General features: G+C 71.1%; 15 protein-coding genes. 6 read left to right on the top strand and 9 right to left on the bottom strand.

The features are described 5' to 3' along the window. The 3 genes from AB0K52_RS14215 to AB0K52_RS14205 all read right to left on the bottom strand — a co-directional run bounded on the left by AB0K52_RS14215 (position 1) and on the right by AB0K52_RS14205 (position 7,820). Entirely contained in the window at positions 1 to 3,297 is a 3,297-nt protein-coding gene (locus tag AB0K52_RS14215) for a DUF4132 domain-containing protein (RefSeq protein ID WP_363531225.1), read from the bottom strand. A gap of 90 nt (positions 3,298 to 3,387) precedes the next feature. Next, positions 3,388 to 6,711 carry a DUF4132 domain-containing protein gene (locus AB0K52_RS14210; RefSeq protein WP_363531223.1) on the bottom strand — a complete coding sequence of 1,108 codons (3,324 nt, stop codon included), beginning with the start codon at positions 6,709 to 6,711 and terminating at the stop codon, positions 3,388 to 3,390. Positions 6,712 to 6,827: 116 nt separating this feature from the next. Then, positions 6,828 to 7,820, bottom strand: coding sequence for a heme o synthase (locus AB0K52_RS14205; protein WP_363531220.1), 993 nt, complete (start codon positions 7,818 to 7,820; stop codon positions 6,828 to 6,830). A gap of 176 nt (positions 7,821 to 7,996) precedes the next feature. Here AB0K52_RS14205 and tkt point away from each other — a divergent pair, with 176 nt between their 5' ends. From tkt to pgl, 6 genes are read left to right on the top strand one after another with little or no spacing between them, the layout of a single operon-like run. Further along, the gene (gene tkt / locus AB0K52_RS14200; RefSeq protein WP_363531217.1) at positions 7,997 to 10,111 is read left to right on the top strand and encodes a transketolase; all 2,115 of its coding nucleotides are present in this window, start codon (positions 7,997 to 7,999) and stop codon (positions 10,109 to 10,111) included. Between the two features lie 39 nt (positions 10,112 to 10,150). Continuing rightward, the gene (gene tal, locus AB0K52_RS14195; RefSeq protein ID WP_363531214.1) at positions 10,151 to 11,272 is read left to right on the top strand and encodes a transaldolase; all 1,122 of its coding nucleotides are present in this window, start codon (positions 10,151 to 10,153) and stop codon (positions 11,270 to 11,272) included. After that, positions 11,269 to 12,885 carry a glucose-6-phosphate isomerase gene (locus AB0K52_RS14190; RefSeq protein WP_363531211.1) on the top strand — a complete coding sequence of 539 codons (1,617 nt, stop codon included), beginning with the start codon at positions 11,269 to 11,271 and terminating at the stop codon, positions 12,883 to 12,885. Before tal ends, AB0K52_RS14190 begins: the two co-directional genes overlap by 4 nt. Continuing rightward, positions 12,886 to 14,424, top strand: a complete 1,539-nt coding sequence (gene zwf, locus AB0K52_RS14185) for a glucose-6-phosphate dehydrogenase (RefSeq protein WP_363531207.1) — start codon at positions 12,886 to 12,888, stop codon at positions 14,422 to 14,424. 15 nt (positions 14,425 to 14,439) lie between these two features. Further along, positions 14,440 to 15,384 carry a glucose-6-phosphate dehydrogenase assembly protein OpcA gene (locus AB0K52_RS14180; protein ID WP_363531204.1) on the top strand — a complete coding sequence of 315 codons (945 nt, stop codon included), beginning with the start codon at positions 14,440 to 14,442 and terminating at the stop codon, positions 15,382 to 15,384. Beyond that, the gene (pgl, locus tag AB0K52_RS14175; protein WP_363531201.1) at positions 15,381 to 16,133 is read left to right on the top strand and encodes a 6-phosphogluconolactonase; all 753 of its coding nucleotides are present in this window, start codon (positions 15,381 to 15,383) and stop codon (positions 16,131 to 16,133) included. The genes AB0K52_RS14180 and pgl overlap by 4 nt, the downstream gene beginning before the upstream one ends. Positions 16,134 to 16,246: 113 nt before the next feature. Here pgl and AB0K52_RS14170 read toward each other — a convergent pair whose 3' ends face one another. The 6 genes from AB0K52_RS14170 to AB0K52_RS14145 all read right to left on the bottom strand — a co-directional run bounded on the left by AB0K52_RS14170 (position 16,247) and on the right by AB0K52_RS14145 (position 23,078). Then, entirely contained in the window at positions 16,247 to 16,600 is a 354-nt protein-coding gene (locus AB0K52_RS14170; protein ID WP_363531198.1) for an RNA polymerase-binding protein RbpA, read from the bottom strand. A gap of 257 nt (positions 16,601 to 16,857) precedes the next feature. After that, positions 16,858 to 19,650 (bottom strand): FtsX-like permease family protein, encoded by a 2,793-nt coding sequence (locus tag AB0K52_RS14165; RefSeq protein ID WP_363531196.1) that lies wholly within the window; start codon positions 19,648 to 19,650, stop codon positions 16,858 to 16,860. Next, positions 19,650 to 20,369 carry an ABC transporter ATP-binding protein gene (locus AB0K52_RS14160; RefSeq protein WP_363531193.1) on the bottom strand — a complete coding sequence of 240 codons (720 nt, stop codon included), beginning with the start codon at positions 20,367 to 20,369 and terminating at the stop codon, positions 19,650 to 19,652. The genes AB0K52_RS14165 and AB0K52_RS14160 overlap by 1 nt, the downstream gene beginning before the upstream one ends. A 146-nt stretch (positions 20,370 to 20,515) precedes the next feature. Further along, positions 20,516 to 20,764 (bottom strand): preprotein translocase subunit SecG, encoded by a 249-nt coding sequence (gene secG / locus AB0K52_RS14155; protein ID WP_363531190.1) that lies wholly within the window; start codon positions 20,762 to 20,764, stop codon positions 20,516 to 20,518. 329 nt (positions 20,765 to 21,093) lie between these two features. Then, positions 21,094 to 21,879, bottom strand: coding sequence for a triose-phosphate isomerase (gene tpiA / locus AB0K52_RS14150; RefSeq protein ID WP_208498434.1), 786 nt, complete (start codon positions 21,877 to 21,879; stop codon positions 21,094 to 21,096). A gap of 2 nt (positions 21,880 to 21,881) precedes the next feature. Then, positions 21,882 to 23,078, bottom strand: a complete 1,197-nt coding sequence (locus AB0K52_RS14145; protein ID WP_363531188.1) for a phosphoglycerate kinase — start codon at positions 23,076 to 23,078, stop codon at positions 21,882 to 21,884. Between the last annotated feature and the right edge of the window lie 2 nt (positions 23,079 to 23,080).

Genomic DNA, 23,080 nt, shown 5'->3' with positions numbered 1-23,080 from the left:
TCAGCTTCCCGTCGTGCGGCCGCCGGTGAGGCGGTCGAGGGTCAGCAGGATCTCGGAGGCCGTCACCGGATCGACTCGTTCCATGACAGACTGCGCTCGCACGCCGTCGACCGTGTCGTGGTACTCCCCTGTGGACCATTGCAGCTCGAAGGTCTGCGGCGGCATGTTCTCCAGTGCGCCGACCCAGAAGCCCTCGGAGACGTGCATGACGAGGGAGCCGCCGCCGGGCAGCGGGTAGTACAGGCCCGGTTCGACGCCGGCGTCCTCCGGGTGGCTCCGGATCCAGCCGCGCGCGGTGAGGCCCAGCAGCGCGCCGGTCTCGACCTGGACCTTGTCGTAGCGGGTCACTTCGCCGGTGGCGAGCTCGTCCTCCGTGAACCGCATGACCGGGCGGCCGAGCTGCGGGAACGGCTGCAGGATCTCGTAGTCCGCGAACACCTGCCCCCAGTCGGTGAGGGCCGCCTCGTCCAGGTGCAGCGGGTGCGCCAGCCGGATCACCGCGTCCTCGGGGAGGTCGAGCGAGTCGTCGGCCGCATCGGAGTACGTGCCGTCCTCGGCGAGGCGGAACGCGGTCTGCGCGCCGTGGGCGTGAGCGACCCACAGCACGCGGCGCGCGAGGTGCGCCATGAAGGCGTGCTCCGCGAAGCACTGCCGGAACTCGGCCGGCGTCCAGGTCCGGCGCGCGACCATGGCCGCTTCGAGGCGGCGCACCTGGTCGGCGGCGACGGTGCGGAGGTCCTTGCGCAGTTGGGAGAACCGGCGGTACGCCGCCTCCGCGAGCTCGGTGTCGTCCTTCGCGCCGGGCTTGGGGAGGCTCTTGCGGGGCTTCCCCGCGCCGTCGACGACGAACGGCTTCAGCTGCTCGTCGAAGCCCACGGTGAACGCGCGGGGGCCGTAGTCGAGCACCAGCGCGCCGGCTTCGCCCAGCCCGAAGTCGGGCACCAGGCGGTCGGCCAGCTGGTCCCGGGTGAGGCCGAGTTCGGCGGCGATCGCGTCGATCTGGCGGCGCGCCTCCTCCTTGAGCCCCTTGAACTTCACGCGATCGGCGATGCCCTGGATGGCCCGCAGCGCGGTCTCCGTGCCGATCGCGCCGAGCACGGCGAGCCCGGTCACCGCGCGCTTGTGCTGGCCCTCGCCGGGCCATTCGCGGATCATCGGGGCGAGGCGGCGCACGGTGTCGTCGTCGGCGAACCGGGCCAGCTGGAGGAGCGTCCAATTGCCCTTCGCCTCCGAGCCCGAGGCGATCCACAGTTCGAACAGCGCCCACGAGAACCGCGTGAGCGAGGCCGGGTCGAACAGATCGGCGACCACTTCCGTTCCCGCGTACGGCAGGTCGGGATTGGTCAGCGACAGCACGGTCACCAGGTGGGGCACCGCGGCGCCGGGGAGCGCCCGCTCGCCGCCGCGCAACATGACCTGCGGCAGCAGCTCCGGGTCGGCGAGCCCGTCCGTGCTCGGCAGTTTGCCTTGGGGCTCAAGGGGGTCGCGGTCGACCAGTTCGCGGATCGCGGCCGCGGCCTCAGGACCGAACACCTCGGCGGCGGCGGCCACCGCATCGAGGCCGTGCCGCGCGGCGAGGTGCACCAGCGCGGCCTCGGCCGCCGGGCGGGCCTTCTTGTCGGTGCCGAGGGCGTCGGGGACGAGCATCGGGACCGCGGCGAGGCCGTGGCGTTCGAACCAGCGAATCGCGCTGGTGCGGGCCGATTTGAGTCGCAGGAACCAGTCGGCGGCGAGACGCGCGGCCGCGGCGCTGAACATCGGCGGCAGCGCGGCGTGGCGCTCGGTCCGGGTCCTGAGCGCGACGGCGATCCGGTCGATCGCCTCGTCGCCGAACCGCCACAGGATCTGCTGGAGCTCGTCGCCGATGGTGTAGCCGCATGCGCCGTCCCACTGCTCGAAGAGGGGGCGCGACAGCTCCATCGGCGCCTCGGCGTAGAAGGCCGGGTACCTGAGGACGTACTCGCCGCCGTGGCGCTCGAGCCGCCGGCTCCAGGTGTCCTCGCTGTGGAAGGGCCGGTACGACTCCCGTTCGGCGCGTTCGGCATCGCTCCATTCCAGCCGCGCGACGTCCGGCGGGACGAGCCCGGCGATGACGACCTGATTCCGCTTGGGCCGCTTCACGGTCCAGGGCGGTGCGGTCAGCAGCGGCGGCAGCGCGGCGGGGTCGGCCTCGGGGACCGGGTGGGCGGCGGCGATGAGCCGCTGCACGTCCGCCCGTTCGGACTCGGCGAGGGCGCCGGGGTCGAGGCGGCGGGCGATCGCGGCGAGGCGCGGCGAACCCTTGGCGCGCACGGCTCTGCCGAGGAACGCGGCGGGGAACCGCTCGGCGGACGCCGCCGCGGCCTCCGCGACGAAGGGCTCGTTGAGGCGGCCGGTGAGGTAGTCGATCGCCGCGTCGGTCGGCAGGCAGGCGACGGCGCGCAGCAGTGTCCGCCGCTCGTCCGCTTTCGGCTTGCGGCGCAGCGTCTCGGTGAGCATCGGCAGGCTCCCCGGTCCGAGGTTGTCCACGATCGCGGCGACCACACTGGGCGGGCAGTCGTCGGCGGGCAGCGCGGTGAGGCCGGCCCGCGCGAGCAGTGCCGGGTCCTCGACCGCCAGCCACAGCATCGGATCGGGTCGGTGGTAGCCCACGGCAAGGGTCTGCTGGTACTCCGCGCAGGTTTCGGCGGCCCAGTCCCTTTCGCCGGGCAGCAGGAAGAGGGCGGCGAGGCGCTGGGCGGGAGTGCCCCGGTGGGCGGCGACGGCGGCGGCCACGGCCGCGTACTCGTCATCCGCGGCCGCGGCGAGCAGGCCGCGGACGACGGCGATGCCGTTGTGGGCGTCCTGGCCGATCCCGAAGTACCGGCGCCATACCAGATTCCCGTCGACGAGGTGGATGTCGGCCACCTCGTCATCGCGGTAGCGGTAGTACTCGCGTCTGCTCGAGAGGGTCAGCCGGTGGACCGCGGCGCAGACGGCGAACGGCAGGCCGTGCTCCAGGGCCCAGGCGTCGAATTCGGGCCGCAGGATCGAAGCGGAGTTGCGCTTCGTGCCTCCCGCCAGCATGGCCGCCGCGACGGCGGCGCCTCGCGGGTCGGCTTCGCCGTCCAGATAGGCGTTCCCGGCCGCGGCGCACGGGGCGTTGAGCGGATTCGCCAGCGCCTCCCGCAGCTTCGGCCCGTACCAGTCCAGGAGCGCTTTGACACGCGCGGGGGCTTCGAGGTCGAGCGAGACGGGGTCGCCTTGCCGGCGTCCGCGGCGCGGCAGCAGCAGCGCTTGCCAATCGGCGGGGATTTCGGGGAGCACGGGGTTCGGCATGGGGGCCAACTTACACAGGAGGTGCGACAGGCCTTCACATCGCCCATTGTGGAGGCGACCGCCCGGTCGGGGCGGCCGCCTCCGCTGATGTCAGCTCGCGCTGGTGAGGCGTTCGAGGGCCGCCAGGATCTCGGAGGCGGTCACCGGGTCGATGTCGGTGGGGAAGGCGCGCGACGGGTCCTCCGGCTCGGGCCAGTAGTACTGCTCGCGGTTGGCGAGGCGGACGTGTTCGAGGGTCTGCTCGAGGGACTCGGTCACCTCCCCGACCCAGATGCCCGGTTCGAGGGTCACGACGATGTGGCCGCCGGGCACCGGGTGGGAGACGCCGGGCGAGACGCCGCCGTCTTCGGGCGAGGCGCGCTGCCAGCCGCGCATAGTCATGCCGAGGACGCGCCGGACGTCGACCGTGGCGCCTTCGAAGCGCTTGAGGCGGCCGGTGGCGAGCTCGTCGTCGGTGAACGCGAGGGCGGGGCGGCCGAGCTGGTCGAACGGTTGCAGCACTTCGTAGTCGGCGAAGAGCTCGGCCCAGCTCCGCACCGTGTCGCCGAGGAGGACCGGGTGCGCGATGCGGATGCGCGCGTCCTCGGGGATCTCGGCGGTGTCGTCCTCGCCGTCGCTGAAGGTGCCGTCTTCGGCGATGTGGAAGGCGAGGCGGTCGCCGTCGGTCTCGGCGAGCCAGACGAGGCGGCGGGCGAGGTGACCGGTGAGCGGGTGCTCGACGAAGTACCGCTGGAACTCCTCCACGGACCAGTCGCGGCCGGTCGTCATGGCGGTCTCGAGGCGGCTCACCTGGTCGGCGGCGACGTTGCGCAGCTCCTTCTTCAAGGCGGTGAAGCGCTGGTAGGCGTCTTCGGCGAGCTCCGGGTCGTCCTTCGCGCCGGGCTTGGGGAGGCTCTTGCGGGGCTTGCCGTCCTCGTCGGTGACGTACGGCTTCAGCTGCTCGTCGAAGGCGACGAGGAACTTGCGCGGCCCGTAGTCGAGGACGAGCGCGGACGCCTCGCCGAGCCCGAAGTCGGGGACGAGCCGGTCGGCGAGCTGCTCGCGGCTGAGCCCCAGGTCCTCGGCGATGCGGGTGATCTGGCGGCGCGCTTCCTCCTTGAGCGCCTTGAACTTCACCTTCTCCGAGATGGTCTGGATCGCGCGCATCGCGGCCTCGGTGCCGATCGCGCCCAGGATCTCCAGGCCGGTGACGGCCCGCTTGTGCTGGCTCAGGCCGGGCCATTCGCGGATGCGCGGGGCGAGGTCCCACACGGTGGCGTCGTCGGCGAAGTGCATGAGCTGCGTGAACGCCCACGAGTCCTTCGCGGGCGACCCGATCGCGGTCCACCGCTCGAACAGCGCCCGACTGAACCGGGTGAGGGAGGCGCGGTCGCAGGTCTCGGCGACGACCTCGATCCCGGGGTACGCGTAGTCCGGGGTTCCCAAGGCCAGCACGGTGATCAGGTGCGTCACCGCTGCGGCGGGCAGCGCGTGCTCACCGTCCTTGAGGTGCACCTGCGGCAGGAGCGCCGGGGACGCCCAGGTGCCGGGCTTGGGGACCTTGACGCGCGGCTCCAGCGGGTCGATGTCGAGGAGGGCTCGGATCGCTTCGGCCGCTTCGGGACCGTAGGTCGCGGCCCCCGCCGCTACGGCCTCGTGGCCGTGCCTCCCGGCGAGGAACACCAGCGCGGTCTCAGCGTACGAGCGGCGCTTCTTGTCGGCGCCGAGGGCGTCGGGCACCAGGTAGGGCGCGACGGCGCGCCCGTGCCGGTCGAGCCAGCGGACCGCGCTGGGGCGGGCGCCCTTCAAGCGGGCCAGGCGTTCGGCGGCGATGCGGGCGGCGGCGCGGCTGAGGATCGGGCCGGGCAGCTCGTGGCACGCGTGCTGGGAGGCGGGGAGCACGAGCACCTGGTCGATCACGCGCTCGCCGAACCGGGCGAGGATCCGCTGCAGCGCGACGGTGGCGCCGGGATTCGCCGCGGCGTTCCAGTCGCCGAGGAGCCGTTCGGCCCTCTCGACTTCGGCGAAGGCGAGGAAGCTGAGGAAGTGCCAGTCGTCGGGTTCGGGTTCGGGCAGTTCGTTCCAGTAGGCGTCGTCGGGGTCGTAGAAGTAGTCGCGGGTCGCGCTCCAGGCCTCCTGCTCCCCCGCCGCCCAGGCGAGGTGCGCGGCGGGAGCTTCCAGGCCCTCGATGACGACGGGTTTCGCCTTGGGCCGCTTCACGGTCCACGGCGGTGCGACGAGGAGCGGCGGGAGGTCGGCGGGGTCCGCGTCGGGCAGGCGCCCCGAGTCGGCCAGGAGGTCGGCGAGTGCGGCCCGGTCGTCCTCGTCGAGGTGGACGCGCAGATCGGCGTCGACGAGATGGGCGACGGCGTGGAGCCAGGGGCGCAGCGCGGGCGACGCGGTCGGGGCGAGGCGGGCGGCGGTGCGGAGGGTGCGGACGGGGAAGCGGGCGGCGGCCTCTGCCGCGGAGTCCCACACGTTCGGCTGGTCGAGGTGCTCGAGGACGAAGGAGGTCGCCTCGTCGCTCGGCATCAGGGCGATCGCGCGGAGCAGGAGCTTGCGGAGGTCGGCGTCGTAGTTCTGCGTGGCCGCGTACGAGTCGAGCAGCACCGGCAGGGCCGCGGTGCCGAGGCCGCCGATCACGGCCGCGACGTTCGCGGATTCCTCCCGGAAGTCGTTCGGGAGCACGGGGAAGCCCGCCGCCAGATGCTCGCGGCGGCTGACGCAGTGCCAGATCAGGTCGTCGGCGTCAGAGGAGTACGGGCGGGCCTGCGCGAACTCGGCGCAGGCCTCCATGACCCACGCGTCCTCGCCCGGGAAGAGCAGCATGGCGGCGATGCGCTTGGCACCGGTGTCCCGGTGGTCGGCGACGGCGGCCACGACCGCGGCGTACTCGTCGTCCAAGAGCGACGCGAGGAGCGAGCGCACCGCCGCGATCCCGCCGTGCGCGAGTTCGTGCACGCATGTCTCGGGGCGCTCGGTGTCGTGGTGGAAGACGACGCGCTCGGCGATGGCCCCGCCACCGTAGTAGTAGTCCGTCGCGGGCGCGACGGCGAGGCGTTCGACGGTGGCCGCGAGCGCGAAGACCGTGCCGTGCTCCTGGAGCCAGAAGTCGAGCTCGGGGCGCAGGTGCGACTCGGCGCGCCGGCCGTCGTAGTCGAGGATCAGCGCCGCGACGGCGGCCGCGCCGCGCGGGTTCGCCTCGCCGTCGAGGAACGCCTCCGCGTCGGCGGCGTACGGCTCGTTCTCGGGCTTCGCGAGCGCGGTGCGGACTTTGTCGTACCGGGCGGCGATCTTCTGGCGCTGGCGCCCGACCACCTCGGGGCCGGCGGGCTCGAACGGCTTCCCGGCGCGCTTCCCGCGCCACGGCAGCAGCTTCGCCTTCCAAGCGGCGGGTAGCGCGAGCTGGTCTTCTTGGGGCGCAACGTCGTTCATAGGGGTCCTTCGTCAGGGAGCATTGCCCCCGACCATAGAGCGGCGGTACGACACCCCTCGCGAGCCCTGGAGACGCCGCAGGCCCGGCCGAGCGGCCGGGCCTGCGAACGGAGGTCCTACATGAGGAAGGAGTCGACCGCCAGCGCGAGGAACAGCAGCGTCAAGTAGCTGGTGGACCAGTGGAACAGGCGCATGGGCTTGGGGTCCTCGCCGCGGTTGACGCGGCCGAGGAGCTTGTGGCACTCGAGCACGAACAGGCCGCCGGTGACGACCGCGACGATGCCGTAGAGCCAGGTCGTGCCGGGCTGGAGGAACACGGGCACGACGGAGACGGCGAGCATCGCCCAGCCGTAGACCACGGACTCGATGGCGACGCGGCGGGCGGGGGCGACGACCGGGAGCATCGGGATGCCCGCGGCGGCGTAGTCGTCCTTGAACTTCATGGCGAGCACGTAGAAGTGCGGGGGCTGCCAGAGGAAGACGACCGCGAACAGGATCCAGGCCATCCACGACATGTGGCCGGTGACGGCCGCCCAGCCGATGAGCACGGGGGCCGCGCCGCACGCGCCGCCCCACACCGTGTTGTACGGGGTGGTGCGCTTGAGCCAGATCGTGTAGACGACGTCGTAGTAGACGATGGCGCCGAAGGTGAGGAGCGCGGCGAGCCAGTTGACGAGGAAGCCCATGCCGAGGACCGCGATCGCGCCGATGACGAGGCCGAAGACCAGGGCGTTGCGCGGCGGGATCTGGTGCTTGGCGAGCGGGCGCCGCGAGGTGCGGGCCATGAGCTGGTCGATGTCGCGGTCGATGTAGCAGTTGATCGCGTTCGCCGAGCCGGCGGCGAGGGCGCCGCCGATGAGGGTCGCGAAGACCGCTTTGAGCGGCGGCAGGCCGTTGTACTCCATGCGGGCGGCGACGAGCATCGCCGGGACGGTGGTGATGAGGAGCAGCTCGACGATCCGCGGTTTCGTCAGGGAGACATAGGCACCGACGAGCTGCCGCAGGGACGGCTTCGCCGGGGCCTCGCCCTCGGGCGCGGGCAGTTCGATTCGCTTGCGGGCCTGGGGCCGGGGGCGGTCGGCCAGGGCGCGGGTCGGGTCCTCGTTCATCACCGCCCACCATACGGGCCGTGAGGTGGTGGCCTGGGCCGGGGTTGGGGGTCCCACCTGGGCTTCTGTGATGCGAGACTGGCTCGTGGGCGGGTTCACAACCCGCGAAATTCCGTCCTCCGAGAGACGGCGCATAAAGTTCAGCCTGTGTAGGTAGGGTCAGAAGGCACACGTCAATGGCCCAAATACGACGAGTATCAAGGAGTATCCCAGTGGCACAGTTCGAGTGGACCGAGCTCGACCAGAAGGCGGTCGACACGGCGCGGCTGCTCGCCGCCGACGCGGTGGAGAAGGCCGGCAACGGCCACCCCGGCACCGCCATGAGCCTCGCTCCGGTCGCGCACACCCTGTTCCAGAAGGTCATGCGCCACGACCCGAGCGAGCCCGACTGGGAAGGCCGCGACCGCTTCGTGCTCTCGTGCGGCCACTCCAGCCTGACGCTGTACGTGCAGCTGTACCTCCACGGCTACGGCCTGGAGCTTGAGGACCTGAAGAACCTGCGCCAGTGGGGCTCCCTGACCCCGGGCCACCCCGAGGTGGGCCACACCGCCGGCGTTGAGACCACCACCGGGCCGCTCGGCCAGGGCCTGGCGACCGCCGTGGGCATGGCGATGGCCGCCCGCCGCGAGCGCGGCCTGTTCGACCCCGAGCCGGCCGTGGGCGAGAGCCTGTTCGACCACTTCGTGTACGTCATCGCCTCCGACGGCGACATCGAGGAGGGCGTGACGCACGAGGCCTCCGCGATCGCCGGTGTGCAGGAGCTCGGCAACCTCGTGGTCGTCTACGACGACAACGAGATCTCGATCGAGGACGACACCAAGATCGCCCTCGGCGAGGATGTGGCCCAGCGCTACGAGGCCTACGGCTGGCACGTCCAGACCGTCGACTGGAAGTCCGGCGACGAGTACGAGGAGGACCCGAAGGCCCTCTTCGAGGCGATCGAGAAGGCCAAGGCCGTCACCGACAAGCCCTCGCTCATCCGCCTCAAGACCATCATCGGCTGGCCCGCCCCGAAGAAGCAGAACTCCTACGCCGCGCACGGCTCCGCCCTGGGCGCCGAGGAGATCGCCGCGACCAAGGAGCTGCTCGGCTTCCCGGCCGGCGAGTCGTTCTACGTGGCCGAGGACGTCCTCGCCCACACCCGCGGCTCGATCGAGCGCGGCCAGGCCGAGCGCTCGGCGTGGCTGACCGACTTCAACAACTGGGCCGCCGAGTACCCCGAGCGCAAGGCCCTGCACGACCGCTTGTGGTCGGGCGAGTTCCCCGAGGGCTTCGAGGACGCGTTCCCGGTGTTCGAGGCCTCCGAGAAGGGCGTTGCGACCCGCTCGGCCTCCGGAAAGGTCCTCTCGGCGCTCGCGCCGGTCCTGCCCGAGCTGTGGGGCGGCTCGGCCGACCTCGCCGGCTCGAACAACACCACGATGGACGGCGAGCCGTCGTTCCTGCCGCTGTCGCGCCAGACCAAGGCGTACCCGGGCAACCCGTACGGCCGCACCCTCCACTTCGGCATCCGCGAGTTCGCGATGGGCACGATCCTCAACGGCATCAAGCTCCACGGCCCGACCCGCCCCTACGGCGGCACGTTCCTCGTGTTCTCCGACTACATGCGCGGCGCGGTCCGCCTCGCGGCCCTCATGAAGACCCCCGTGGTCTACGTGTGGACGCACGACTCGATCGGCCTCGGCGAGGACGGCCCGACCCACCAGCCGGTCGAGCACCTCGCCTCGCTGCGCGCGATCCCCGGCCTCGACGTGATCCGCCCGGGCGACGCGAACGAGACCGCCGTCGTCTGGAAGACCCTCCTGGGCAAGACCGACCGCCCGGCCGCGCTGGCGCTCACCCGCCAGAACATCCCGGTGTTCGACCGCTCGAAGTTCGCCCCGGCCGAGGGCGCCGCGAAGGGCGCGTACACCCTGCTCGACACCGAGGGCACCCCCGACGTGATCCTCATGGGTTCGGGCTCCGAGGTGCAGCTCGCGGTCAAGGCCGCCGAGACCCTCGCCGGCGAGGGCGTCAAGGCCCGCGTCGTGTCCGTCCCGTCCATCGAGTGGTTCGACGAGCAGGACGAGGACTACCGCGAATCGGTGCTGCCCAAGGCCGTCAAGGCCCGCGTCTCGGTCGAGGCCGGCATCGCCCTGTCCTGGCGGGACCTCGTGGGTGACGCGGGAGTCAGCGTCTCCCTGGAACACTTCGGTGCCTCCGCGCCGTTCGAGAAGTTGTACGAGGAGTTCGGCATCACCGCCGCGGCCGTGGCGGACGCCGCCCGCTCCTCCATCAAGAAGGCACAGCAGTAGCAACGTCGAAGAACTAGCTGGAAAGCTGGAGGAACACCGATGAGCGCGAACGAGAACCTCGCCGGACTGTCGGCGGCGGGAGTGGCCGTCTGGTTGGACGACATCTCGCGTGACCGCCTGGAGACGGGCAACCTGAAGGACCTCATCGCCGGGTCGTCCGTCGCGGGCGTCACCTCGAACCCGTCCATTTTCGCCGCGGCCCTTTCCAAGGGCCACGCGTACGACGAGCAGATCGCCGACCTGGCGGTCCGCAAAGTGAGCGTCGATGAGGCCGCTCGCGCCATCACCACCTTCGACATCCGCTGGGCGGCGGACGTCCTGGCCCCGGTCTTCGAGACCACCGGGGGCCAGGACGGCCGCGTGTCCATCGAGGTCGACCCGCGCCTCGCCCACGAGACGCAGGCGACCATCGCCGAGGCCAAGGCCCTGTGGTGGGCCGTGGACCGGCCGAACACGATGATCAAGATCCCCGCCACCCGCGCAGGGCTCCCCGCCATCACCGCCACCCTCGCGGCGGGCATCAGCGTCAACGTCACCCTGATCTTCTCGCTCGAGCGCTACCGCGAGGTCATGGACGCCTACATGGCGGGCCTCGAGTCGGCGAAGGCCGCCGGGCACGACCTGTCGCAGATCCGCTCCGTCGCGTCCTTCTTCGTGTCCCGTGTGGACTCGGAGATCGACAAGCGGCTCGAGGGCATCGGCACCGACGAGGCCCTCGCCCTCAAGGGCAAGGCCGCGATCGCCAACGCCCGCTTGGCCTACCAGGAGTTCGAGAACGCCTTCGCGTCCGCGCGCTGGGCGGCGCTCGCGGAGGCCGGGGCCGTCCCGCAGCGCCCGCTGTGGGCCTCCACCTCCGTCAAGAGCCCCGACTACCGCGACGTCATGTACGTCGAGGACCTGATCGCGCCCGGCACCGTCAACACGATGCCCGAGGGCACCCTCAAGGACTTCGCCGACCACGGCGAGGTCGAGGCCGACACGATCCGTCCCGCCTACGCGGACGCCGCGACCGTCATGCTCGAGCTCGAGCGCGTCGGCGTGGACTACGGGGACGTCGTCCAGGTCCTGGAGGATGAGGGCGTGGAGAAGTTCATCGTCAGCTGGAAGCAGCTCCTGGACCAGATCGAATCCCAGCTCAGTGAGAGCGGAGAACAGAAGTGAGCGATCCGATGGGCAAGATGGAAGCCGCTGGGGGCCTTGCGGTCACGACCGGCGTCGACGTGAACGCCGCCGTCGAGCGGCTGCGGGCCGAGGGCATCCCCGCCAAGGTCGCCGCCAAGGACGCCACCCTGTGGGGTCCCGAGGCCGAAGAAGAGGCCGCGATCCGGCTCGGCTGGGTCGACACCTTCGTGAAGTCGAAGGAGCTCCTCGCTCCGCTCGCGAAGCTCCGCGCGGAACTCGGCGAGCAGGGCGTCGACCACATCGCCCTCGCGGGCATGGGCGGCTCCTCGCTCGCCCCCGAGGTCATCTCCCGCACCCTCGACCTGGGCATCAGCATCCTCGACACCACCGACCCCGGCCAGATCCTGGCCGAGCTCGGCGAGGCCAAGCTGCGGCGCACCGCCGTCGTCGTCTCCTCCAAGTCCGGGTCCACCGTCGAGACCGACTCCCAGCGCCGCGCCTTCGAGAAGGCGTTCGAGGCCATCGGCATCGCCGAGCACGCGGGCCGCTTCGTGTTCGTCACCGACCCCGGCTCCGCGCTCGAATCGCTCGCGAACGAGCAGGGCTCGCACCTGTTCCTCGCCGACGCCACGGTCGGCGGCCGCTACTCGGCGCTCACCGCGTTCGGGCTCGTCCCGACCGCGCTCGCCGGCGCCGACGTGTCCGAGCTGATCGACCAGGCGGAGACCTTCGCGGCCACCATCGGCAGCGAGGACGACGACCCGGCGGTCGTGCTCGGCGCGGTCATCGCGGCCAAGCCGACCATCACCATCGCCGACGACGGCACCGGCGTGGTGGGTCTGGGCGACTGGGCCGAGCAGCTCATCGCCGAGTCCCTCGGCAAGGACGGCAAGGGCACCCTCCCGGTCGTCCTCGAAGGACCCGCCGCGGCGGGCGCGCGCGGCTCCGACCGCGTGTACGCCACCGTCGGGGGCTCCTCCACGGGCCTGCCGACCTCCGGTTCGGCGCTGGCGATGCCCGACGTGGTCGTCAACGGCCCCTTGGGCGCGCAGTTCCTCGCGTGGGAACTCGCGACCGCGTACGCGGGCTACCTGATCGGCATCGACCCGTTCAACCAGCCCAACGTCACGGAGTCGAAGAACAACACCAACCGCATCCTGGCGGACGGCCTGCCCGAGGAGCGCCCGCACGCGGTCGACGGCGCGGTGGAGATCTACGGCTCGCACGCCGGGACCGTCGCCGGCGCGCTCGGCGAGCTGATCACCGACGCCGACACCGCCGACGCGTACATCGCGGTCATGGCCTACCTCGACCGGATCGACGACGCCGAGGTGGCGAAGCTCCGGGCCGAGCTGGCCGAGCGCACGGGCGCGCCCGTCACCTGGGGCTGGGGACCGCGGTTCCTGCACTCCACCGGCCAGTTCCACAAGGGCGGCCGCCAGACCGGCGTGTTCCTGCAGATCACCGGTGCCGCAGCCGAGGACCTGGACATCCCGGGCCGCGACTACACGTTCGCCGGGCTCCAGGCCGCGCAGGCCGCCGGGGACCGCCAGGCCCTCGAGTCGCGCGAGCGCCCGCTCGTGCGCCTGCACCTGACCGACCGCAAGCGCGGCGTCAACCAGCTGCTCCACGCCGTGAGGGAGCTGAGCTAGATGGGCACCACCCTGCACACCAGCAACCCGCTCCGCGACCCGGCCGACCGGCGCCTGCCGCGCATCCCCGAGCCCTGCGCTCTGGTGATCTTCGGCGTCACCGGCGACCTCGCGAAGAAGAAGCTCATCCCGGCCGTCTACGACCTCGCCAACCGGGGCCTGCTCCCGGCGTCGTTCGTGATCGTCGGGTTCGCCCGCCGCGACTGGGGCGACGAGACGTTCGAGGAGATGGCCCGCGAGGCCGCCAAGTCCCACGCGCGCACCCCGTGGCGCGAAGAGGTCTGGGCCCGCCTGGCCGGCAACTTCAAGTTCGTGCCGGGCGCGTTCGACGACGACGAGGCGTTCGACAAGCTCGACGCCACCGTCGACGAGCTGCGCATCTCGCACGGCATCGTCGGCAACGCGGCGTTCTACTTCTCGATCCCGCCGCTGGCGTTCCCGACCGTGCTCAAGCAGCTCAAGCGCACCGGCATGTCGGACAACCGCCAGGACGGCGGCGGCTGGCGCCGCGTCGTGGTCGAGAAGCCGTTCGGCGAGGACCGCACGTCGGCGGCCGAGCTGAACAAGCTCGTCGACGACGTCTTCACCGCCAACGACGTGTTCCGCATCGACCACTACCTCGGCAAGGAGACGGTGCAGAACATCTTCGCGCTGCGCTTCGCGAACGCCATGTTCGAGCCGATCTGGAACTCCAACTACGTCGACCACGTCCAGATCACCATGGCCGAGGACGTGGGCATCGGCTCCCGGGCCGGGTTCTACGACGACAACGGCGCGGCCCGCGACGTCCTCCAGAACCACGTGCTGCAGCTGCTGGCCATCGCGGCCATGGAGCAGCCCAACGGGTTCGAGGCCGAGGAGATCCGCACCGAGAAGCTGAAGGTCCTGCGGGCCATCAAGCTCCACGACGACCTCGAGGCCACCGCCATCCGCGGCCAGTACGCGGACGGCTGGGTCCAGGGGCAGCCGGTCAAGGGCTACCTGTCGGAGGACAACATCCCGCCGACCTCCACCACGGAGACCTACGCGGCGGTGCAGCTGGGCATCCAGAACCGGCGCTGGAACGGCGTGCCGTTCTACCTGCGCACCGGCAAGCGCCTCCCCAAGCGGGTCACCGAGATCGCGGTGGTCTTCAAGGAGGCCCCGCACATGCCCTTCGCCGACTACGACACCAAGACCCTGGGCCACAACCAGCTGGTCATCCGCGTCCAGCCGGACGAGGGCATCACGGTGAAGTTCGGCTCGAAGGTCCCGGGCACCGGCATGGAGCTGCGCGACATCTCGATGGGCTTCGGCTACGGCGAGACGTTCACCGAGTCCAGCCCCGAGGCGTACGAGCGGCTCATCCTGGACGTGCTGCTGGGCGACAAGACCCTGTTCCCCGACGCGCAGGAGGTCGACGCCTCCTGGGCCGTCGTCGACCCGCTCGAGGAGTACTGGGCCAACACGAAGCCCGAGCCGTACGAGTCGGGCACCTGGGGCCCGTCCGGCGCCGACCTGATGCTGCAATCGTCCGGCCGCCGCTGGCGCCGGGCCTAGAAGGGGAGTCCTGGAATGCACTTGAAGGACACCACCACCGGCGAGATCATGAAGACGCTGGCGAAGCTCCTGCACGAGGTCGGCGGCGCCTCCGGGCTCGCCCTCAACCTGGTCGCGCTCACCACTGAGGACGAGCGCGAAGAGGTCGAGAAGGCCGCGTCCTTCGCGGCGCAGGAGCACCCGTACCGGCTCATCATGGCGATCCCGCGCGACGTGGACGCCGCCGAGCCGCGCATCGACGCCGAAGTGACCGTGGGCGACCGGCTCGGCTCGGCCGAGGCGATCATCCTGCGCCTCGACGGCCCCGCCGCCGCCCACCTGACCTCGATCGTGCTGCCGATGCTCGCGTCGGACGTCCCGGTCGTCACCTGGTGGCTGCTCGACCCGGTCCGCTACGGGCTGGAGCACGAGCTGCGCAGCTTCGCGGACCGCCGCATCACCTACTCGGCCCGCGCGGCCGACCCGGTGCAGTCGCTCTACCGCCGCGCCGAGTCGTACGCGGCCGGCGACACCGACATCTGCTGGACCCGCATCAGCCTGTGGCGCTCGCTCATCGCCAGCGCCTTCGACGGGGTGACCCAGGCGGTCGAGAAGATCACGGTGAAGGCGGACGACGACGACCCGTCGGCGCAGCTGATGGCCGCGTGGCTGCAGACGCGCCTGGGGGTCGCGCCGGAGATCGTCGACACCGAGGTGGAGCGCAACTCCGAGCACCTGCCCGCGATCGCCTCCGTGGCGTTCACGATGGCCGGGGGCGAGACGATGGAGGTCGAGCGGACGGCGGACGGCTCGACCGTGCTGCGCCAGGCGGGGCTGCCGAAGCGCCGCCAGACGCTGCAGGGCCGCACGCTGGGCCAGCTGCTCGCGGAGGAGCTGCGGCACATCGACCCCGACACCGCGTACCGGAAGGTGCTCGACACCTTCCAGGAGCACTACGCGGCCGAGCGGGCGAACGCATGAGCAGCTCGAGTGCGGTGATCGTCCACAACGACGCCGACGTGCTCGCGGAGGCGGTGGCGGCGCGGCTGCTCAACCGGCTCGCGGACGCGCAGTCGCGCAGCGGCACAGGGGCGCAGTCGCGCCGGGGCGAGGCGTCGATCGTGCTGACGGGCGGGCGGATCGCGGCGAAGGTGTACCAGAACATCCTGGGTTCGCCGATCCGCACGGTCGTGGACTGGTCGAAGGTCGACTTCTGGTGGGGTGACGAGCGTTTCCTGCCGTCGGGCGACCCGGAGCGGAACGAGACGCAGGCGCGGGAGGCGTTCCTGGACCACCTGCCGGTGGACCCGGCGCGGGTGCACCCGATGCCGGCCTCGGACGCGGTGGCGACGCCTGAGGAGGCGGCGAAGCTGTACGCGGCCGAGCTGGGCCCGCAGGTACCCGCGTTCGACCTGCTGCTCTTGGGCATCGGCGAGGACGGCCACGTGGCGTCCCTGTTCCCGGGGAACCCGGCGCTGGAGGCTGAGGGCGCGGTCGTGGGCGTTCGCAACTCCCCCAAGCCGCCGCCGGAGCGGGTCTCGCTGACGATGTCGGCGATCAACGCCGCGACGGCGGCGTGGATCATCGCCTCGGGCGAGGGCAAGGCCGAGGCGGTCGATGAGGCCCTGTCGAAGGGCGAGCTGCCGGCGGGTCGCGTGAAGGCGGTGGGCCACACCAGGTGGCTCGTCGACAAGGACGCGGCGTCGCACTTGAAGCACCTGGAGTTCTAGGGCAAGCGCGAGGGCCGGCCGGGATCGTTCGATCCGGGCCGGCCCTTCGTCGTACCGGCGGTGCGCCGCCTGACCTTGCGGCGCGGTGCCTCAGCGCCGTTTGACCGCGCCTCTCAGAACAGCGAGCGCTCGCCGCGGGCGGCGGCGCGGGCGGCGAGGGCTTCGGCGAGGAGGTCTTCGGCCTCTTCCTCGCTGCGGCGCTCGCGGACGTAGGTGAGATGGGTCTTGTAGGGCTTGGCGGTGCGGCGTTCCGGAGGGTTGTCCTGGTCGGGGCCGGCGGGCCAGCCGCAGCAGGTGCAGTCCCATTCCTGCGGGACCTCGACGTAGAGCGCGAACGACAGTGCGGTCTCGTGTCCGTTGGCGCACCAGTACTTGATGTGCTGGCGGGGCACCGGCTCGCCGCGTTCCGAGTGGAGGCCCGGGGTGGCGCCGATGCGTGTGCCTCGGATGGCCTGTCCGTTGGACATATGTGTGATCGCTCCTCACAGACGGGGGATCTTGTGTGGATGTCGACCGGACACGGGTGCAGCGCGGAGCCTGCGGGAAGGGACCGCGCGACTCCCCTGAGCGTCGCCGTGGAGTCACCGGTCGGAGCGGCTGGGGCACCGCCCTCGGCAATTCTATGACGTAAAGCACACACTGTAAAGACTGTCGCGAAATGGTTTCACATTACGGCTGGGGCCGTGCGATCCCGCACGGCCCCAAGCCCTTTCGGCCGGTTCAGTTAAGCGACCCGGCGTTCGCTCGGCAGCTTCGCCTTGGTGAACACGAGCGCGCCGAGGGCCGCGACCAGCGGCACCGCCAGCAGGATGATCGCGAAGCTCGCCCACGGCAGCTCCCAGCCGTACAGCGTCTGGAACGGGTAGCTGGTCTGGAGCGGCCGGTTCATGGTCTCGCGGATGAGCGCGAAACCGACGAACCCTGCCAGGGTCCCGAGCGCCGTTCCGAACACCGCGATGACGACGCTCTGCCACATCGCGAACCGCTTGCGCAAGCCGGGGGCGGCGCCGACGGCCCCGAGCACGGTCATGTCGCGCCGCTGCTCGGCGACGATGAGCCCGGTCGAGACCGCGGTGGCCCCGAACGCGATCAAGGCGCACAGGCCGGTCACGGCCATCACGACGTACGCGATGAACGGATCGTCGTAGTCGGCGACCTCCACGCTCGCGTACGCCTCGCCGTCGGCGATGGTCTGGAAGAAGACCGCTTCAAGCGCCTCCAGGTCGGCCGATTCGGGCTCGGTCGAGGTCGACACCAGGAAGTGCTGCCGCGAAGGCGAAGGCGCCATCCCCATCGCCTCGGCCGCGCCCGGGCCCAGGAACATCTGGTCGAGGCCGAGCTGTCCCCTCTCGACGGCCATCGCGGGCAGTTCGAGGTACGCCTCCTGCGGCTCGGTCGAGCCGCTGCCGTCCGCGTTCCAGATGGAGATCTGCTGCTGGAGGCGCACCGTGCCGGCGTCGGTCACGGCCCACTCGTCGGCGACGAGGACGCCGCCCTCCTCCAGCACCGAGACGGCCCGGTCCAGTTCGGCGCCTTCCAGATCGGTGAACGCCGCGACGACCGCGGGGTCGGTCGACCCGGAGATCTCCTCGACGTAGTTCCACGATTCGGCGAGCAGCTCGTCGCAGCGCGGGTCGTCCCGCGCGGCCTCGATCGCGGCTTCATCGGCCGCTTCGGTCGAGCGGTCGGCGTCCCAGTAGGAGCATCGGTTCTCCTCCGGCCGCACGGCACCCCACGAGCAGGAGACGTCCTGGTCCGGCCCCTCGGCGACCGCCCCGCAGCCGCCCCAGCCCGAGTACTCGGTGACGGGAGTGAGCTCGACGCCGTCGAAACGCGACTCCAGATGCCCCTCGGCTTCCGCGAGCGCCGCTTCCCAATCGATGGGTTCATCGTCGGCGACCTTGCCGACCATCAGCGTCATCGTCCCTTCCGGGAGAATCCGCTCCTGGTCCTGCGCCTGTCGGACCTCCTCGGCGGTGGCGATCATGGAGAACGCCATGCCCGCGGCGACGACGCCGATGACGGCGGCGATCGCGGACGCCGCGGAGCCGCGGTTCCGCCCGGCCTCGCGCATCGCCATGCGGGGCGAGACGGGGAGCCGACGGCTGAGCTTCGCCGCGCCCGCGAGCAGCGCAGGCGTCGAGACGACCAGGCCCAACTGGGTCAGGATGATCGCCGCGGCCATCAACGGCAGGCTCCAGAGCACGACGCCGCCGGCACCCGCGGCCACACCGGCGCCCGCGACGGCGACGCCGAGGACCATCCACCGCTTCGTCCCCCGGTTGCGGGAGGTGCGGCCCGTGAGCGCGGCGATGACGTTGACGCGCGAGGCGCTGATCGCGGCGGTGAGCGCGGCGAGCAGTCCCGTCACGACCGCAGCCGCCACGAGCGACGCCTGGAGCGCGGGCATGACCCGCAGCCCGGCGCTCCGGTGCCCGAACAACTGCTCCAGCCACGGCAGGCCCGCCGCGACGAGCCCGATGCCGATCGCCAATGACAAAGCGGCGGCGACGAGCCCGAACAGGAGACCGCCCGCGAGTACCGTGTTGCGGATCTGGCCCGGCGTCGCGCCGTTCGCGCTCATGAGCGCGAACTCCCGGGTGCGCCGCCGCGCGCTGATCGCGAACGCCGGCCCCGCGAGGAGCACGACCTCCATCACGACGGCGACGACGATCAGCCCGTAGATCATGAGCTGCGCCTCGTCGACCGCGTTGGAGGTCTCCATATACCCCGGCCCGGGCGGCAGGTGCAGCAGCGAGCCGCCCCAGACGGTGACCCCGAGTTCGTTCAGCGTTCGCGCCTGCTCCTCGGTCAGGGTCTCGGGGGTGTCCAGGAGCCAGCCGGTGGCGGTGGACGGGATCGAGTCCGCGATCACGAAGGGCTCGTTCAGGTTCCACGGCATCTCGACGATGCCGGTGACCTTGAGCGCGTCGGGGACCGATGCGTCGTCCACGACCAGCTCGTCGCCGACCCCGATGCCGAGCAGATCCGCTGCGGCCTCGTTGATGACGGCCTCGCCGCCGCCCGGCGCCGAACCTTCGAGGTATTCGAGGCCCGCATCCTCGTACTGCCCGGCGCCGAGGTCGTACCCGTAGCCTTGGACGTGCGCGAGTCCGTCGGAGGTCCGGACCGGGAGCGCGGTGCCCTCGGTCCCCAGGCTGTACGGGACCATCGTGGAGCCTTCGGGAAGCGCCGCAAGGATCTCGGAGTCGGCGACGGGCCGCTCGGCGTCTCCGTCCGTGCCGACGGGGACGTCGTAGACGATCCACCGGGAGTTCCAGTTCTGCTGCTCGATCGGCACGCCCGGCAGGGCGAGCTCGATGTACGCGTCGTTCGACCCGAGATACTGCTCCGCGGTCTCCTCCTCGGAGAGCTGGATCGTGTCGAAGGCACTGGCGCCGATGGCGACGCCTAGCAGCGGCAGCCCCAGCAAGGTGATCGAGAGCGCCGAGCGCCCCTTGTAGCGCCATGCCTCGCGGCGCGCGATCCTGAAGGCCAGACGATGGGATCCCAGCATCACTGCGCCCCTTCGAGCAGCGCGTTGCGCCCGGCGAGCGGCGCGGCCTCGTCCACGATCCGGCCGTCGCGCAAGTTGACCACCCTGTCAGCCCAATTGGCGTGCCTGGCGTCGTGGGTGACCAGGAGTCCGGCCGCGCCGGCGTCGACGCGGCGGCGCAGGAGCTTCAGCACCTCTTCGCCCGTGTGGGAGTCGAGCGCGCCGGTCGGCTCGTCCGCCAGCACCAGGCGCCGCTCGCCGATCAGGGCCCGGGCGATGGCCACGCGCTGGGCCTGCCCGCCCGAGATCTCATCGGGGAACCGGTCGGCCTGCTTCACATCCAACCCGACCTCTTCAAGGGCCGCGAGCGCCATCTTGCGGGCCTTGGACGAGGACATCCCGTCCAGTTCCAGCGGGAGCGCGGCGTTCTCGGCCGCGGTCAGGCTCGGCACCAGGTTGTAGTCCTGGAACACATAGCCCACACTGCGCCGGCGCAGCGCGGCGAGCTTCTTCTTGTTGAGCGAGGCCAGGACGGTGCCTTCGACCAGGACCTGGCCCGAGGTCGGGGCGTCCAGGCCGCCGGCGAGGTTGAGCAGGGTCGACTTGCCGGACCCCGAAGGGCCCATGATGGCGACGAGTTCACCGGCCGCGATGGTGAGCTCGGCGTCGATCAGGGCGTGGACGATGTTCTCGCCCGAGCCGTGGGTCCGGCTCACGCCTTTCAGATGCAGAACGGTCATGGATGCAACCTCGAATCACTGGGGAGGGCAACGAATACTCGGTATCGTATATCGCGTATGCATCCCGGGGCGAGGGCGGGGCGCGCAAAAACGGGAGGCCCCGACCGCAGTGCGGTCGGGGCCTCCCGAGGAAGCTTTGAAAAGCGCTACACGAGCGTGCGCAGCAGCAGGCCGAAGGCCACGATGCAGGCGAACCAGATGACACCGACGCCGATCGTGATGCGGGTGAGGTTCTTCTCCGCCACCGAGGAGCCCGACGCCACTGAGGACATGCCGCCGCCGAACATGCTCGACAGGCCGCCGCCCTTGCCCTTGTGGAGCAGGACCATGAGGATCAGGACCGCGCTGGAGAGCAGCAGCAGGATCAACAGGGCGTAACTCAGAACCGTCATCATCGGTGATCGGGTGTCCTCTCAGCAACTTCGGCCCGTTATGGGGCGCGGGCCGGGTCCGAGTCTAGCCGTTTGACATATGCGTACGTCACTCGGCCTCGACTCCGCCAATGACAATCAGCTGCTCCAGGGCATCTTGCCCGGCGGGCCGCGCCACGCGTGACAAATGCATCGGTCACCGCGAGACAGCGGTCGCTGAAACGCAAGGAGCCGCCGTACGACGTTGTACGGCGGCCCTGTCTGCGTCCTGCAGCGCTCAGCTCGATGCGCTGCAGGCAGTCTTGCTGTGATGCTGTTACGCCCCCGCGTGCTCCGGACAGAGCACGCGTTCCCTACGCACCGGCGTGCTCGGGGAAGCGCACGATCTTGGCGAACTCCTCGGCGTCCAGCGAGGCGCCGCCCACGAGGGCGCCGTCGATGTCCGGCTTGGCCATGATCTGGGCGACGTTGGAGGACTTCACCGAACCGCCGTAGAGGATCCGGACCCGCTCCGCCACCGCGCCGAACTTGTCGGCGAGCGCCTGGCGCAGGGCCCCGATGACCTCCTGGGCGTCCTCGGCGCTGGCCGTGCGGCCCGTGCCGATCGCCCAGACGGGCTCGTAGGCCACGACGACCTTGGCGAGCTCTTCCTCGGTGAGGCCGTCGACGGCCGCGATCAGCTGGCTGACGGAGTGCTCGATGTGGTTGCCCGCCTCGCGCACGTCCAGGGCCTCCCCGACGCAGAGGATCGGGCCGATGCCGTTGTTGAGCGCCTGGCGGACCTTGGCGGCCACCAGCTCGTCGCCCTCTTCGTGGTACTGGCGGCGCTCGGAGTGGCCGACGGCCACGTAGGAGCAGCCGAGCTTCGCGAGCATCGAGCCGGCGATCTCGCCGGTGTAGGCCCCCGACGGGTGCGCCGACAGGTCCTGCGCGCCGAAGCCGATGGCCAGCTTGTCGCCGTCCACGAGGGTCTGCACGGAGCGGATGTCGACGAACGGCGGGAGGACGACGGTCTCGACCGCTTCGAGCTGCTCGCGGGTGAGGCTGAAGGCCAGCTTCTGCACCAGCGCGATCGCTTCGAGGTGGTTGAGGTTCATCTTCCAGTTGCCGGCGATGAGCGGCTTGCGGGTCTCAGTCATCTTCAATTCTCCAGTGCGTCCAGGCCGGGCAGGGTCTTGCCCTCGAGGTACTCGAGGCTCGCCCCACCGCCGGTCGAGATGTGGCCGAAACCGTCCTCGGGCAGGCCGAGGGTGCGGACCGCGGCGGCGGAGTCGCCGCCGCCGACCACCGAGAACGCCTCGGAGTCCACGAGCGCCTGCGCGACAGTCTTGGTGCCGGCGGCGTAGTCGGGGAACTCGAAGACGCCCATGGGGCCGTTCCAGAACACGGTCTTGGCCGCGGCGATCCGGTCGGCGAAGAGCTTCGCGGACTCGGGGCCGATGTCGAGGCCCATGCGGTCGGCCGGGATCGCGTCCACGCCCACGGTGAGCGGCTCGGCGTCGGCGGCGAACTCGGCCGCGGTGGTCGTGTCGACCGGCAGCAGGAGCTCGACGCCGAGTTCGGCGGCGCGCGCGAGGTAGGACTTGCAGGTCTCGATCTGGTCCTTCTCGAGCAGCGACGACCCGACTTCGTAGCCCTGGGCCGCGAGGAAGGTGAACATCATGCCGCCGCCCACGATGAGCGTGTCGACCTTGTCGAGCAGGTTGTCGATGACCGCGAGCTTGTCGGAGACCTTCGCGCCGCCGAGGATCACCACGTACGGCTGCTCGGGCTTGCCGGTGAGCTTCGAGAGGACCTCGACCTCTTTGGCGATGAGCCAGCCCGCGTAGTGCGGCAGGATCTGCGCGACGTCGTAGACGGAGGCGTGCTTGCGGTGCACGGCGCCGAAGGCGTCGTCCACGTACACGTCGCCGAACGCGGCCAGCTGGCCGGCGAACTCGGCCCGCTGGGTGTCGTCCTTGCTGGTCTCGCCCTTGTTGAAGCGCAGGTTCTCCAGCAGGAGGACGTCGCCGTCGCCCTGGGCGACGGCCTTGTTCTCGGCGTCCGTCCCGACGGTGTCGGTCGCGAAGGCGACCTCGCGGCCCAGGACCTCGCCGAGGCGCTGCGCCACGGGGGCCAGCGAGAAGGCGGGGTCGGGCTCGCCCTTCGGGCGGCCCAGGTGCGAGCACACCACCACGCGGGCGCCGGCCTCGGCCAGCGCCTTGACGGTGGGCGCGACGGCGCGGATGCGGCCGTCGTCGGTGATGTTCTTGCCGTCGAGAGGAACGTTGAGGTCGGCGCGCACGAGTACGCGCCGACCGTTGACGCCCTCCTTCAGGAGTTCGTCCAGCGTCTTCATGA

It is taken from the genome of Glycomyces sp. NPDC049804 (assembly GCF_040674615.1).
GTDB lineage: Bacteria > Actinomycetota > Actinomycetes > Mycobacteriales > Micromonosporaceae > Glycomyces > Glycomyces niveus.
This window is presented reverse-complemented; position numbering and strand designations above follow the sequence as displayed.

Excerpts from the sequence above, each read along its gene's own strand:
- tal (WP_363531214.1), top strand. The coding sequence starts at position 10,151 with ATGAGCGCGAACGAGAACCTCGCCGGACTGTCGGCGGCGGGAGTGGCC.
- pgl (WP_363531201.1), top strand. The coding sequence starts at position 15,381 with ATGAGCAGCTCGAGTGCGGTGATCGTCCACAACGACGCCGACGTGCTC.
- AB0K52_RS14210 (WP_363531223.1), bottom strand. The coding sequence starts at position 6,711 with ATGAACGACGTTGCGCCCCAAGAAGACCAGCTCGCGCTACCCGCCGCT.
- tpiA (WP_208498434.1), bottom strand. The coding sequence starts at position 21,879 with ATGACTGAGACCCGCAAGCCGCTCATCGCCGGCAACTGGAAGATGAAC.
- AB0K52_RS14205 (WP_363531220.1), bottom strand. The coding sequence starts at position 7,820 with ATGAACGAGGACCCGACCCGCGCCCTGGCCGACCGCCCCCGGCCCCAG.
- tkt (WP_363531217.1), top strand. The coding sequence starts at position 7,997 with ATGGCCCAAATACGACGAGTATCAAGGAGTATCCCAGTGGCACAGTTC.
- AB0K52_RS14170 (WP_363531198.1), bottom strand. The coding sequence starts at position 16,600 with ATGTCCAACGGACAGGCCATCCGAGGCACACGCATCGGCGCCACCCCG.
- AB0K52_RS14145 (WP_363531188.1), bottom strand. The coding sequence starts at position 23,078 with ATGAAGACGCTGGACGAACTCCTGAAGGAGGGCGTCAACGGTCGGCGC.
- secG (WP_363531190.1), bottom strand. The coding sequence starts at position 20,764 with ATGATGACGGTTCTGAGTTACGCCCTGTTGATCCTGCTGCTGCTCTCC.
- AB0K52_RS14160 (WP_363531193.1), bottom strand. The coding sequence starts at position 20,369 with ATGACCGTTCTGCATCTGAAAGGCGTGAGCCGGACCCACGGCTCGGGC.
- zwf (WP_363531207.1), top strand. The coding sequence starts at position 12,886 with ATGGGCACCACCCTGCACACCAGCAACCCGCTCCGCGACCCGGCCGAC.
- AB0K52_RS14165 (WP_363531196.1), bottom strand. The coding sequence starts at position 19,650 with ATGCTGGGATCCCATCGTCTGGCCTTCAGGATCGCGCGCCGCGAGGCA.
- AB0K52_RS14215 (WP_363531225.1), bottom strand. The coding sequence starts at position 3,297 with ATGCCGAACCCCGTGCTCCCCGAAATCCCCGCCGATTGGCAAGCGCTG.
- AB0K52_RS14180 (WP_363531204.1), top strand. The coding sequence starts at position 14,440 with ATGCACTTGAAGGACACCACCACCGGCGAGATCATGAAGACGCTGGCG.